Genomic DNA, 12923 nt, shown 5'->3' on the forward strand with positions numbered 1-12923 from the left:
CTGTCGGGTGATTGTCTAGTCTGGTCTGGCAGACGCGGGTCGCTTGACAGGCGCCCGCGGCTGTCACCCCTCGACGTTGGCCGATTTGATCATCTTCTTGAGGGCTTGGCGGTTGGCGGTCAGACTGTTCTCGGCTTCGGTCAGCCTGGCCTGCAGTTGTGCGTTGTGTGCGGCTGCGGCGTCGCGTTCGACGGCCAGTCGTTCGACCTGTGCCAGTAGCTCGTTGATCCGCGCCGTGAGCTCGGCGGCGCCTGCGTGCTCCAGCGCCGCCCCGAGCCCGCGCTGAACGGCGGCCTTCAGCTTGTCGCGCTCGGCGCGCAGCTGCTTGATCTCCTCGCGGGCCAGCTGCAAGTCGCAGGCCAGCGACGCGGCCGAGGCCCCGGCGGCTCTAGCCCCGGACGTCTCGGCGCGCCGTCGGGCCCTGTCCGCCGCGCGGGCCTGCCCGGCGATAGCGGCCTGGACGTGCTCACGCACGCCGCCCGAGTAGACCAGCGCGCGGGACACCCCGGCGCGGCGGGCGACCGCCTGCGCCGAGATCTTCTCCCCGCCGGCCTTCAACTCCTCCAACGCGGCCAGCACCCTGGCCCGTTTGCGGCGGCTGTCGTCGGCGCGCGCGGCGGCCAGCACCTCGCCGGGACTTCGCCGCCCTCCACCGTAGTCCCCTCCGATGCGCCGCCCTGCACCGCGTCCTGCGCTGCGCCGCCCCTGTCCAGCCGCCGGTGCGTCACCCGTCCCGCTGCTCATGCGGTCGCCTGCCCACGCCCGGGCAGGCGAGGCATCCCCAGATCGACGGCGGTGCCCGCCTGCTGGGCGCGGACAATCCGCAGTACCTCGGTGGCCTCCAGCAGCTCCGCCCGCTCCTCCTCGGGCAGCGCGGCCAGTTTGTCCCGCGCGGTGGTGGCTACCTTCTCCATCGCCTCGATGTTGTCGTCGAAGTTGCGCAGGACGAACTCATCGACCTCCATCGCCAACGCGGTCTCCCGGTCGATGCGCATCATCGCAATCTGCTCCTCCATCGCGGGCAAATGCGTGGGGTCGGGCGCAAAGAACTTGCACCCCGCGCACTGGAAACGGATGACGCAGGCCCTCCCGCCGGCCTTGACGTTGGACGGTTCCCTGCAGCGGCCGAACGGCACCGCCACCGATTGGGCCTGGTAGGTGGCCCCCGAACACGCCTTCTGGTCCCGGCCCGCCCGGTCGAAGGCGTGCCGTGCGGCCACTTTCACCGCCTCCCGCTTGCGCTTCAAGGAAACCTTGTAGTAGCCGGCGGTCGTGTCCGTCGAGCGGTGGTCCATCAACTCGCGCAGCACGTCGATCGGCACTCCCTCGTCCGCGTGCCGCTGGCAGTACGAATGACGGAACGCATAGGGGAAGATCAAGGACCGGTCGAACGGCAACCGCTGCCCGTCCGGCCCGAACTCCTCGGCCAGCAGGACGGGAACGGCGTCGGCGAACGCCCGGATGATCGGCGAGATCTGATCCGATTCCAGGTGCCGAACCTGCCCGAACTCACCTGCGGGCGGGAACAGGAACCCCTGCGACCCGCTCGGCAACTCGACCGTGGCGCGCACCTCCTGCCAGGTGTGGATCGTGGCCACCGTCTCGGCCAAGATCGGCAACCGCCGACCGTTGCGCAGGCCCTTGCCGTTGTCCCAGCGCAGCTGCCAGTCCTCCCCGTCCCTCTCCAGGCAATCCAGGTCCAGCTGGGCGATCTCATAGGGGCGCCGGCCGGTGTCGCGCAGCAGCTCATAGACCGCCACCGCCATCGCGGCCACCTGCTCGTCGGTCATCCGCCCGTGCCGGATCCCCGCCCCCAGAAGGCCGGTGTGGTCGTCCAGCTGAGCGATCACCGACTCCGGGATGGCCTTGCCGATCTCGTCCTCGTTCGGGTCGGGTCGGCGGATCACGTGCGAGGGGTGCCGGGCGAACCCTCCGCCCATCCCGGTCAGCCGCTCGGTGAGCCGGCCCCAGTCCAGCACCTTGAACCACATCGAAAGCAGATTGGACTTGTGCTTGGCGCCCATCGGCTGCCCGTCGGTCTTGACCAGGTGCTCGAACCCCGCGACGACCGCGTTCATGTCGGCGAATGCCAAAGACGCGACCTGCAGGCCGCCGCCGGGGCGGGTGTCCAAAGCCCTGGCCGCGGTCTGTACCGCCCGATGCGCCCGGCGGACCTCGGCGGTCGTCGGCTTGGCCTCACTGATCCAGGCGACCAGAATCTCCCGCAGCCAAACCTGGCGGATCATCGAGATGTCCAGATCACCGGACCTGGCGGTGGGCTTGCCGCGCTTGCCGCGCGCACCCAACTCGGCCAGATCCAGCATCGGCTGGCTCGCGGGGTCCACCCCGCGGAACCGGTCGAACGCCGCCGCCACCACCCGGAACGTCTCGCGCAGCAGCGCTTCCACATTCGCCGCCGCCCGCCGCGGCAGCCCCCCGAGGGCGAACACCGCGATCGAGGGGACCTGGTGGCGGGCCAGGACCCGCACCGACTGGCGGACCGCGGTCGGGTCCAGACGCTGCCCCCGCTCATCGCGGGCGGCCAGCGCGAACAGCACCTCCGCCCGAACCAGCGGCTCCAGAGGTGCCAGCGAAAACTGGTGGACCATCAGGTGCGGGGACTGACGGTCCAGCCAGCCCTCCTCCACCACCTGCATCCCCTCGGCCTTCAACCGCCGGGTGTGGATGTCGCAAAGCCCCCAGCCCTGCCGCCCGTCCCGCTCACACCCGCCCACCAGGCAGCCCGGGACCGCCTCGTAGGCGACTGCGGACGCGACCCACTCCTGCAGGTCATCAGCCCCGCCGCGCCCCCGCATCATGTCCTTGTAGCGCAGCGACCCGTGCGCGGAGCACAACCCCCACAACACCGCGTCCCGCGGGCAGCCCGCCACCGCGCACCGCTCCGGTCGGCCGTCGACCACCCGGTCGCGGTCCGGGACGAACACCGCCCGGAACTCCTCCAGCGCCAACCCCGAACCAGGCAACGCCTTCTCGCACTGGTCACACAGCGCCTGGGTGCGCGAGACCCGGTCGCAGGCCGCCACCGTGCACCGGTAGGCCACCGTGGACCGGTTGTTCACATCCCCGGTGAACAACCGCGTCGAACGGTCCCACTCCCCGGGCCGCCACTGCGGCGGTGTGTTCGCCGCCAACCACTCCAACCAGGATGCCGCCTGCTCGGGCGGCAGGCCCGGCGACAGGCCAGGCGCCGATTCCGGCCCCGCCCCGTCCTCCGCCCGCTCCCCAAGGACGGTCAACTCACCGCCGGTGCCCGTGCCGGTCACGACCGCGCCGCCCTGCGCTTGGCCGCCACCCTCTCGACCGCCTCCCGCTTGTCGGTGTCGGTGACGTGGGAATACACATCCTGCGACGACGCCGACACGTGGCCAGCGATCTCCTGAACCACCCCCCGGTCCACCCCAGCCCGCCGCATCTCCGTGATCGCGCTGTGCCGCAGCATGTGCGGACGAGCCCGGAACCCGGCCCGGGCGGCCAGCCGGCAGAACAACTCGTGGGCGTTGTCGTACTTCATCGGCTCGCCCAGCGGAGCACGGAACAGATTCACAAACACCATGTCGCAGTCCGCCGCCTCGGCGACCTCGTCCCGCTCGTGCTGGTAGCGCACATACGCATCGATCGTGTCGGCCTCCACCGGAATCACCCGCGGGCTGCGCGCCTTGGAGAACGCCCCGTTGGCGTTCAACCGCCGCACGACGTGCACGTGCGGCCCCTCGTGCCGGCACCCCAGCAGCCGAGAGTCCGGCAGCAGATGCATGTCCGCGCGCCGCAGCCCCAGCGCCTCACCGATCCTCATCGCCGTGGCGGCCAGGACCTCGATCAGGAAGGCATCACGGGCGTGCCGGGCCAGACCCAGCAAAACGCCGATCTCCTCATCCGACAACCACTCATAGCCCGGCACCGCGACCCGGAACTTGATCGTGCGGGCCATCACCGTCCGGTTCTGACCGTCCTCACCCACGTCGAACCCCGGAGGCACGAACCGCAGGAACTTCGGCTCCCTCAACATCGTCACCACCGCCGGCGGTACCCACCCCTGCGAACCGCACCACGACAGGAACCCACCCGCCGTCCCCATGATCGCGTTCGCGGTCCCCCTGTCGCGGAACCGCACCACAGCCCCCGGCCTGCGCGACCGGGGCGGCGCCGGCTCGTCCACAAGCCACCGCATCATCGCCGTCAACTGCGCCAGCGACGGCCTCGACCAATCCACCCCATGACCCACGCAGTACGACAAGTACAACGCGATCCGGCCCGCGTACGTCTTCTCGGTGTTGAACGCCTTACCCGCGCCCCGCAGCCCCGCCAGATACGCGCACGCCTCGAGGTGCAGGCCGAAGTCCTCATCCACCACCACCCAAAGCACCGACCCGTCAGCGGCCACCGCACGCTCGGGCCGGTAACAGTGCGGCACCGCAGGCAACGCGGCTGACATGGATGACATGCCTGAACAGCCCCCGGAGACATGGAAGGCAAGGACCAGCAGACCCTACATGGTGTAAATGAGTGACTACTGAAGTTGCCTCAGATGAGTTCGGGGTGGATGCCCGTGCCCGTCGCTCCGACCACCGCGCAGGCCGTCTCCGCGCAGGTCGCGATCGCCACCTAGGGTGCGGTGTCTACCGAGTCCGCGTCACTCCTCGCGGGCCTCCGCGAGGATGTGTTCGCGTTCGTCGGGGGTGCGGGCGGTCATGAGTCGGCGGCGGGCGAACGGGGCCATCGAGGGAGACGTGGGCGGCGGAGACGAGGGCGGACAGATGGACGCAAGATGTGACCAACCGGTATAACCGGCCAAACGATCAGGACCATGTCACATCACACAACGCAGCCGGAAGGCACTGGACGAGCATGACGCCTTGGTCCTGCTGAGCTGCCAGGGTGATGGGACCCAACTCGCTACTCCGAGTCGTCGCGTTCGAAGAGATAGTCGTAAGCATCGCGGAGCTTCTCGCTGAACAGGTCGCCCAGGTCGGTGCGGTGCAGGAACAGGTTGTCGATGTCGGCTCGGCCGAACCGGACGACGGTCTTGGTCGCGATTGAGCGCCGGAGCACGCTCAGCGCGCCGTCGTCGTAGCCGGAGTGGGATACGAACAGTCCGATGGTCTGAGGGCGAGTATCGAGTTTGGCGAGGAACTCGCGCATCTTGCCGCCGGTCATCGGTGTGGCGAACCAGCGAGTCTCGCCGAGGATGTGGAGGCCGTTGTACAACGCAGTGAAGTCGTTGTCCTCGCCGCTGATTCGCACCTTCTTCGGATGCCACCCGTGGAAGGACAGCAGGTCCCGCCAGAGCCGCTCGAACTGTATGCCGCGGTCCTGAGACCTCAGTCCCGAGGTGCTCAGGTCCCGGTAGCGCTGGGTGAGCTGATCCCACTCCTGGAAGCGCTGGGCTGTCTCACGCAGGCGGGGCAGAATCGCCGCGGCTCGGTTACCGTCGCGCCGTCCGGCTCCGGCTCCGTGCTCGCGGGCTTGAGTACTCCAGTAATCCCTGTTGAAGGAGAAGAAGTCGGTGCTTGCCATGTTGACCGGCTCGGCGAACTCGGGCAGGCGCAGATCGAGCCACTCCCGCACGTCGGCCAGCCGCCGCTCGTACGCGGCCGCGCGAGTCCACTCAGCGTCGAGGTGTCCGGGGAGCCGCTCCAGGTGGACCACGGACAACTGCGCGGCCTCGACGAAGAACAGATAGAAGTCGTGTGCGGCGCCCACGACCACGACGCCGGTGTCCACACCGAGCCGTCGCCCATACAGCGGCAGGCTCTTTGCGGCGGCGTCCAGGTTGTTCAGTTCCTGCAGAACAGTCGCGTAGTACCGGTCGATCGTCTCGGTGTAGACCTGCAGGTAGTTCGAAGCGTAGGTCGCGACCGTGACCTCGTCCTCGGTGCGGGCCGCATCCTGAGGGTTGTCGGTCACCATAGGCTCCTTAGTAGGCTTCGCCGTACATTCGCCGCATGTCCCTCTGGTACTCCTCGTACTCGTCCAAGACGCCGGACACCCCATACAGGACGAGCGTGCCGGCGTTGTGCAGCGTGGCGGCTACCGCGGGGAAGTCGAATGCCTGCTGCTCGGGGCGGGCGGGCACGAGCTTGCTGTTCTTGCCCCTGCCGGTCTTGACGGTGCTGTATCGCAGGGCCTGGCCCTTCTCGTCCAGCAAGTGCAGGCTCTCCAGGACCTCCATCGTGTCATCGGGGAGTTTGTCGTTGGTGCCGAGATGTAGTCGGGCGAGGTAGGTGTTCAGTTCGGTCACCAGGCTGCTGATCGAGTGGGTGATCGATAGGCGGCCCTCCACGGCCTCGGGCGTCAGGTCCGGTTCGGTGATGCCGTCGCTGCGGACGCGGTCGGCGGCCTCGCGGATCTGGTGCTTGAGCGCCAGTTCGATGCCGTGGCGCAGCAAGTTGAGGGCCGGGAGGACCAGGTGGTCGGCGGGACGGTGTGCATTCCAGTGATCGATCAGAACCTGCGCGGCATCCAGGTAGCCGGCAGCCAGTGCCCCATCGTCTTCGAGGTATCCAATGATCGCGGTGTTCCGCCAGTCGCCGTCTTCGGCGACCGGTCGCAGGAGCGGTTCGTCCTTCGAGGTCATGCTGCCACTGTGGCGAAAGAACGTGATCGACAGCTACGAATTTGCCGAGGGCCGGGCATCGAGGCTTGGCGAGTCGCCGGGCCGCGCCGACCCGGGCGCGGCGCAACCGCGGCTGAGGAGGCTTCGGCCGCCGGGCCAGCCCGCGTGCAAGGCGCGGCGGGTCCTAAGGCCGCCGCGGCGCGCCGGGCGGCAGGGCGGGTCGGCGGAGGAGGCGCGCACAGGCGGTCGGGTTGGTCTGCTGTGCGTGGAATAGGAAAACCGGGTGCGGTGGCACGGTATGTGACCGCCATCATGTAGCGGTGCCCTCGACGAACCTGCATCCGCCGTGGTCGTCGGACGTTGTCCAGGCGATCTCCGACGTACTGGCCAGCACCGGCTGGCCAGGGCTGAGTAACACGGAGATCACCCGATTGCTGGGGATGGTCGGGGTCGCCGACGTGGAGGCGCCCAATAAGCGCACCCGCTTGTGGGCTGCATTGCTCAACCAGCAGCACCGCGACCAGGCGAGCAACTGCATCATCCGGTTCATCACCGAGGCGATGGCCCCGGGCCGGTTCCTTCAGGACCAGCGTCGGTTCGACGCGCTTCGCGATGGCCTGTCCGAGGCGTTGTCGCTGGTCGGCCTTCGGGTCAACGAACAGGGCAAGGTCGCCAGGGCGGCGGCGACGGCGACCACGCTGGACGAGGTGGCCCGGCTGGCCGGCCGGCTGCGGACCGAATTGGCGCGCCGCGGTGTCCATCCTGAGGTCCTGCGCTACTGCGAGGAGGAGCTGCTGCGCAAGTCGCTGTTCCACGCGGTGTTCGAGGCGACCAAGGGCGTCAGCGAACGGCTGCGGCAGATGAGCGGCTTGTCCGGCGACGGTGCCGGGCTGGTCGACCAGTGCTTCGGCGCCGGTGCCGGCGTGCCGGTCGTGCGGATCAACGGCTACGGCACCGAATCGCAGATCAGCGAGCATCGCGGGTTCGCCAACCTGCTCAGGGGCATCTTCGGGACGTTCCGGAACCCGCCGGCGCACACGCCGCGCGCGACGGCGGGCTGGGCGCTGACCGAACCGGACGCGCTCGACCTGTTCTCGATGCTGTCGCTGGTGCACCGCCGCCTCGACGCCGCGACCGTGCGGACCGGACCATGACGCGGGCTCGCAGGCTCGTGGTTCATGTGAGGTAGCGCTGGTGCAGGCGGTCGAAGAACGCGCTGAGCATGCGGTGCGCGGCCTGAGGGTCGGTGAGTTCGGCGCCGCCGAACCGGTACACCTCATACCCCTTCAGGCGCAGGTCGCGGTCTCCGGCCATCATCGTGGCGTATCGGCGGGGGTCGGCGCGGCCGTCGTCGCCGGCATAGTGCTGCTTGCCGTCGCACTCGATGACGACGCGGGCGCGGTGCGGCAGGAGGAGCAGGAAGTCCATGCGCTGGCGCGCCAGCGGGCCGGGCGCGCGCCGCTCGGCCGCGGTGTAGGGGTCGTAGTGCAGGTAGACCTGCGGGATCAGCGCGGGAATGTCGGGGCCGAGCCGGACATAGCAGTCGGCGTAGGTCCGAAGGATCCGGCGTTCGGCGTTGTTGTCGCCGAGCGAGCGGTCCAGCCTGCGGTACAGGCTGCGGGAGATGTCGGCGTCGGGCTCGCCGGTCATGCCCTGCCGGTCGGCCCACCAGTCGCTCAGCTCGGCCCAGGTCAACCCGTGCGCGGCCAGCGCCCGGTCGTAGACCAGGCAGTTGTGCTCGTTGCGGACAATGCGCAGATCGTTGTTGACAGCGTCGTCGATGACGATCTCAGGCTTGGGGCCGATGGCGGCGAAGATGAGGTTCTTCAGCGCCCCGGGCACCCCTGATCCGATGAGGCGGTGGTCGAAGACCGGCGCGCCGCTGATGGCGTCGACCTGGACGAGTTCGTAGCCGTCGTGGGTCAGCACGGAGTTGAGGAAGCTCCGGAGTTGCTCGACCTCGGCGGGGTCGGTCCGTACCGCCGGATGCAGCATCTCGGCGAGAAAAGCCAGCAGCGCCCTATCGTCGTCGGCCAGGCTGAACCGTGAGTCGTGGAAGATCCAGTCCTCGTCCCAGTCGTCGTTCATCACGCGGTGCTGGAAGATGTCCTGGAGGGCCGTGGTGAACCGGGAGTCGGTGCTGGGCAGCTCCTCCAGGGGATAGAGCCGGGCCAGGAAATCGGGTTCGGGTAAGGCGCCACTCCAGAAGGTGCGTTGTGGTTCCAGGAACTCTCGCCGGCCGTCCGGCACGGGACCGCACACCCGGCTCAGGCCTTCAAGGAGGCGACCGCGAGTGACGTCGGTGATGCGACCCGACGCAGCCGGGTCGGGTTTCGGGGCGGTGGTCATCGGGTGGTCGCGGGGGTGGCGCGGTCGAGGACCCGGTACACCGTCGCCCTCCCGACGGAGAACACCTCCGTCAGCTCGGCGATGGTGTACTCCCCAGTGCCGTGCATGCGCACAAGCTCGGCCTGCTGCCGGCTAGTCAGCTTCGGTGCGCGGCCCTTCAGCTTGCCGCGGGAGCGGGCGATGGCCATGCCCTCGCGGGTGCGCATCTTCAGCAGGTCGGCTTCGAACTCGGCGAACACCGCCAGCATGTTGAAGAACATCTTGGACATAGGGTCGGCCGGGTCGTAGATGCTGCCGCCGAGCGACAGCCGGACGCCTCGGTCGACGAGGGTGTCGCCGATGTCGTGGGCGTCGGGGACCGAGCGGGCGAGCCGATCGAGTTTCGGGACGACCAGGGTGTCGCCGGCGCGGACGGCTGCGAGGGCCTGGTCGAGGCCGGGCCGTTCCCGGTTGGTGCCGGTGAGTCCCTTGTCGAGGTAGATCCGGTCCTCGGGCACACCGAGACTGAGGAGGATCTCGGTCTGGGCGGTGAGGTCTTGCAGGACGGTCGAGCATCGGGCGTAGCCGATCAGTTCTCCCACCCGCTGATCGTACCGTTTACCCCCCGGTCACCGGACACTTTCGCGGACCACCTATCTGAGACGGCATCGCCGCAGGTCGCGATTTCGTCGACTGGCCGGTCGAGGTTGTCCGGTGAGCGTTCCCCTAACGGACACGGCCCACGGAGTTAAGGCCTCCGGCAACCCTGAAGGGTCCGGCTACCTGCCCAACGGTGCCCGACCGCTGGGCGACAACACGTACAGACGCGAAAACCAGCTGAGGCCCGGCCGAAGCCGGAGGAGGATGGGTGATCAGCCACGCCCCCGCCTATGAAAGGCATGCCGATGACCACCAGCTCCTTCGACCTGCCCGGCGCCATCCTCTGGCTTGACGAAGCACCTCGCGGGCTGCGCCTGTATCCGGCGTACGACGGAGCGAAGGTAGAGCTCACCGTAAGGGCGTGGGCGAGCCAGACAAACTCTTCGGACAGCGTGCGGTTGGCAGCCACACTGACGGCCGGGCCGCGGCCGCATCAGGGCCAGCAACCGCTGGGGCGGGTGCTCGCCACCAACCGGATCACCGTGTCCTCCAGCCCGACCGCATTGGTGTTCACCGGCTACGTCAGCGGCCAGGCGCTCCGTGAGGTGGAGGAGATGCGCCAAGGTGGCCCGCTCTGGCTGGAACTGAACGACATGCGCGCCGACGGAATGACCGGCGGACGGGTCGCGCTGCTGGAGTTCTCAGGCTCAAACCTCCCGATCGAGGTGCTGGCGGAGGAGTGGGCCTCGCAGTTGGAGAGGGTCACCGCGTCCGCATACGTTGAGATCCTCGTCCCGGTGACCGAGGACGCCACGCTGGCGACCGCGGCTGGCAGACTACGCACCGCCCGCAGTTACATCCGCGATGGCGTTTGTAGCGCCGTCGCTCCCGAACTGCGGCAGGCCCTGGACCCGGTGCGTGAGGCCTACGAGACCCAGACCGCTGCGGCCACGGCCAGAACGAAGAAGCCCCGGGAGCGCAGCACGCTGGAACGCTGGGCGCTGATGGTGGAGGACACCTACGCCCTGCTCAGCGCATTTATCCATGACGACGAAGAGGCCATCGCGGGGGCGAGCCTGGACCGCGCGATGGCCGTTGACCTACTCGGTGACGTCGCAGGCAAGGTCCACCGCCTGGCTGCGGATCGCCGCGCCGAGAAGATCTAGAAGCCCTCGCTTCGCGTCATACGCGCTCGGTAGGTGCTGCTGAACGAGTTCGCCGACCCCGCCAGTCGGGCCGGTAGTGGGTCTTCACCAGCAGCACGTGTCCCTGCGGATCGCTGAACAGCATGTCCGTCGTCAGGTAGCAGGCGGGCAGTTGCTCGAACCAGGTGGTGGGGTCCGTCCATGGCACCGGGTGATGGTAGCCCGGTCCCTCCGAGAACAGCGGCGGTGGCGGAGCGGACGCTGATCGAACACCGCAGCCCCGAGACCGGGACGCCCCGTTGCGTGGTCCGTAGCGCGTCCATGGCTGATCCGCTGCCAGGTTGCCGTCACCGGCCAGCTCCACCGAATACCCGGACGGTGGGTGATCCGGTTGCTCCGTTCCGGCGAGGGCGAAACCGCCGGGCGGGACGCCGAGCGGTGGCGGCAGGCCGCCGACCGCGTCGACGGCGACCTGGCCGACGAACTGGCGTCCGCCGCGTACTGCCTGGCCTGGTCAGCCCAGACACCCCGCAACCCGTACACCCGTGACCACCGCCACGGCGTCGGCCATCGCATCGGCCACAGCGTCCCCGCGCGATCAGACCTGGGCCGAGGTCGCCCGGTTCGGCCGCGCCGCCACCCGCGGCGGCGGCACGGCCGAGGACGCCGCGGTCGTGGTGGCGATCGCCGCGCTGGTCCTGGCCGTGCTCGCCGCTGTCGCCCTGATCCGGGCCTGGCACGACCACCAGCAGCACCGCCGCCAGGCCGCAGCCCTGCACACCGGATCCCGGCGCTGCCAGATCGCCGCCCGCGCCCACGCTGGCAACGTCTCGCCGCCCTGGCACCGCCGCCCCTACGGCGACGTCGGCGACGCCGCCCTGCGCCGCCAGGCCGACCACGCCGCCGCCGAGTACGCGCGGTTCACCGCGCTCGAGGAACGCACCGCCGCCCTGCTGCAGGAAGCCCACGCCGGCGACGGCCCCGCCGTCCGCCAGTTGCGCGCCCGCGCCGCCGCGGCCGCCGCCGAGACCGAGCTGCCTGCCGCCCGGGAACGCCTCGCCGCCGCCCTGGCCGATCAGGACGCCGCCCGGGAACGCCTGGCGGAGCTGGCCCCGCTCGCTGACCGCGGCCGCCTGGCGCTGTGCGCGCGGAACCAGCCGAGCCCAACTGACAGAGAGGATGTAGGTGAGCGCCTCCCGGCGGGGGTCTGACCCAGCAACTGACTGACCTTGGGTCCTGAACGGGATCTGTCGGCCCTGGCCGGGAGGCGGTCATGTGCACTCACTGGACGTGGCGTTGTGACTTCATAGGAGCCTGGCTAGAGGCCCCATCTCTGTCTTGTCCGCGTTGCCCGGCTGGTGCGTGCCGCCCTGCCCCCAGGTCAAGACGACAGGACGACGATGCCCTCCATTACACAGGACGCGGTGACCTTCGAGGTCGCCGGTGGGGTCGACACCCACCAAGACACCCACACCGCCGCCGTGATCGACCAGGTCGGGCGGGTGCTGGGCACCGGGCAGTTCCCCGCCGATGCGGCCGGGTATGCCGCGCTGCTGGACTGGATGCGCCGGTTCGGGCAGGTGGGGCCGGTCGGGGTCGAGGGCACCGGCGCCTACGGGGCGGGGCTGGCTCGCCTGCTGCGTGACCAGGGCGTCGATGTCGTCGAGGTCGACCGCCCCGACCGCAAGACCCGCCGGTTCCAGGGCAAGTCCGACCCGATCGATGCCGTCCAGGCGGCCAAGACCGCCCTGGCAGGCGAGCGGACCGGCGTCCCCAAGCGGCGTGACGGCCGCGTCGAGGCGCTGCGCAATCTGCGGGTGGCCCGCCGTTCGGCGGTCGACCAGCGGGCCGACGCCCAGCGCCAGATCAAGTCCTTGATCGTCACGGCCCCCGACGAACTGCGTGAACGCCTGCGCGGCCTGCCGGTCAAAGAGCTGATCGGCGTCTGCGCGGGCCTGCGGCCCGACCGGGCCGACGCCGCGTCGCCGGCCACCGCCGCCAAGATCGCCCTGCGCTCCCTGGCCCGCCGCCACCAGCAGCTGTCGGCCGAGATCATCGATCTGGACGAGCTCCTGGCCCCGCTGGTGGCCGCGATCAACCCCCGCCTGGTCGCCGCCAACGGGGTCGGCACCGACGTCGCCGGCCAGCTCCTGGTCACCGCCGGCCACAACCACGAGCGGCTCACCTGCGAGGCGGCGTTCGCCATGCTCTGCGGCGCCGCCCCGATCCCGGCCTCCTCCGGTAAGACCACCCGGCACCGCCTCAACCGCGGCGGC

At 69.7% G+C, this 12923-nt stretch carries 12 protein-coding genes; 4 read left to right on the forward strand and 8 right to left on the reverse strand.

The features are described 5' to 3' along the window. Positions 1-63: 63 nt before the first annotated feature. The 5 genes from K4S16_RS40340 to K4S16_RS40360 all read right to left on the reverse strand — a co-directional run bounded on the left by K4S16_RS40340 (position 64) and on the right by K4S16_RS40360 (position 6595). Positions 64-627 carry a DUF6262 family protein gene (locus K4S16_RS40340; RefSeq protein ID WP_200842392.1) on the reverse strand — a complete coding sequence of 188 codons (564 nt, stop codon included), beginning with the start codon at positions 625-627 and terminating at the stop codon, positions 64-66. Positions 628-740: 113 nt separating this feature from the next. Then, positions 741-2819 carry a tyrosine-type recombinase/integrase gene (locus tag K4S16_RS40345; protein WP_200842393.1) on the reverse strand — a complete coding sequence of 693 codons (2079 nt, stop codon included), beginning with the start codon at positions 2817-2819 and terminating at the stop codon, positions 741-743. A gap of 461 nt (positions 2820-3280) precedes the next feature. Continuing rightward, the gene (locus tag K4S16_RS40350) at positions 3281-4453 is read right to left on the reverse strand and encodes a tyrosine-type recombinase/integrase (protein WP_200842394.1); all 1173 of its coding nucleotides are present in this window, start codon (positions 4451-4453) and stop codon (positions 3281-3283) included. Positions 4454-4914: 461 nt separating this feature from the next. Beyond that, complete coding sequence (locus tag K4S16_RS40355) at positions 4915-5928, reverse strand: hypothetical protein (protein WP_149264389.1); 1014 nt, start codon at positions 5926-5928, stop codon at positions 4915-4917. Between the two features lie 7 nt (positions 5929-5935). Then, positions 5936-6595 carry a hypothetical protein gene (locus tag K4S16_RS40360; RefSeq protein WP_149264390.1) on the reverse strand — a complete coding sequence of 220 codons (660 nt, stop codon included), beginning with the start codon at positions 6593-6595 and terminating at the stop codon, positions 5936-5938. A gap of 299 nt (positions 6596-6894) precedes the next feature. Here K4S16_RS40360 and K4S16_RS40365 point away from each other — a divergent pair, with 299 nt between their 5' ends. Continuing rightward, complete coding sequence (locus K4S16_RS40365; RefSeq protein ID WP_149264391.1) at positions 6895-7728, forward strand: TIGR02391 family protein; 834 nt, start codon at positions 6895-6897, stop codon at positions 7726-7728. A gap of 22 nt (positions 7729-7750) precedes the next feature. Here K4S16_RS40365 and K4S16_RS40370 read toward each other — a convergent pair whose 3' ends face one another. Together K4S16_RS40370 and K4S16_RS40375 are read right to left on the reverse strand one after the other, a co-directional pair. Next, the gene (locus K4S16_RS40370) at positions 7751-8923 is read right to left on the reverse strand and encodes a hypothetical protein (protein WP_160161199.1); all 1173 of its coding nucleotides are present in this window, start codon (positions 8921-8923) and stop codon (positions 7751-7753) included. After that, positions 8920-9504 carry a recombinase family protein gene (locus K4S16_RS40375; RefSeq protein ID WP_149264393.1) on the reverse strand — a complete coding sequence of 195 codons (585 nt, stop codon included), beginning with the start codon at positions 9502-9504 and terminating at the stop codon, positions 8920-8922. The genes K4S16_RS40370 and K4S16_RS40375 overlap by 4 nt, the downstream gene beginning before the upstream one ends. A gap of 303 nt (positions 9505-9807) precedes the next feature. Between K4S16_RS40375 and K4S16_RS40380 the strand changes: the two genes are divergently transcribed. Next, a complete protein-coding gene (locus K4S16_RS40380; protein ID WP_149264394.1) occupies positions 9808-10668 on the forward strand; it encodes a hypothetical protein in 861 nt (286 codons plus the stop codon). A 16-nt stretch (positions 10669-10684) separates the two neighbouring features. Here K4S16_RS40380 and K4S16_RS44765 read toward each other — a convergent pair whose 3' ends face one another. Then, positions 10685-10855: a hypothetical protein gene (locus tag K4S16_RS44765; RefSeq protein ID WP_160161200.1), complete on the reverse strand. Its 171-nt coding sequence runs from the start codon at positions 10853-10855 to the stop codon at positions 10685-10687. Between the two features lie 337 nt (positions 10856-11192). Between K4S16_RS44765 and K4S16_RS40385 the strand changes: the two genes are divergently transcribed. Next, complete coding sequence (locus K4S16_RS40385; protein ID WP_149264395.1) at positions 11193-11858, forward strand: hypothetical protein; 666 nt, start codon at positions 11193-11195, stop codon at positions 11856-11858. Positions 11859-12071: 213 nt separating this feature from the next. Continuing rightward, positions 12072-12923, forward strand: an 852-nt coding sequence (locus K4S16_RS40390; protein ID WP_200842395.1) for a transposase, incomplete at its 3' end; no start/stop codon positions are given.

The organism is Actinomadura sp. K4S16, from assembly GCF_008327685.1.
In the GTDB taxonomy this organism is placed as follows: domain Bacteria; phylum Actinomycetota; class Actinomycetes; order Streptosporangiales; family Streptosporangiaceae; genus Spirillospora.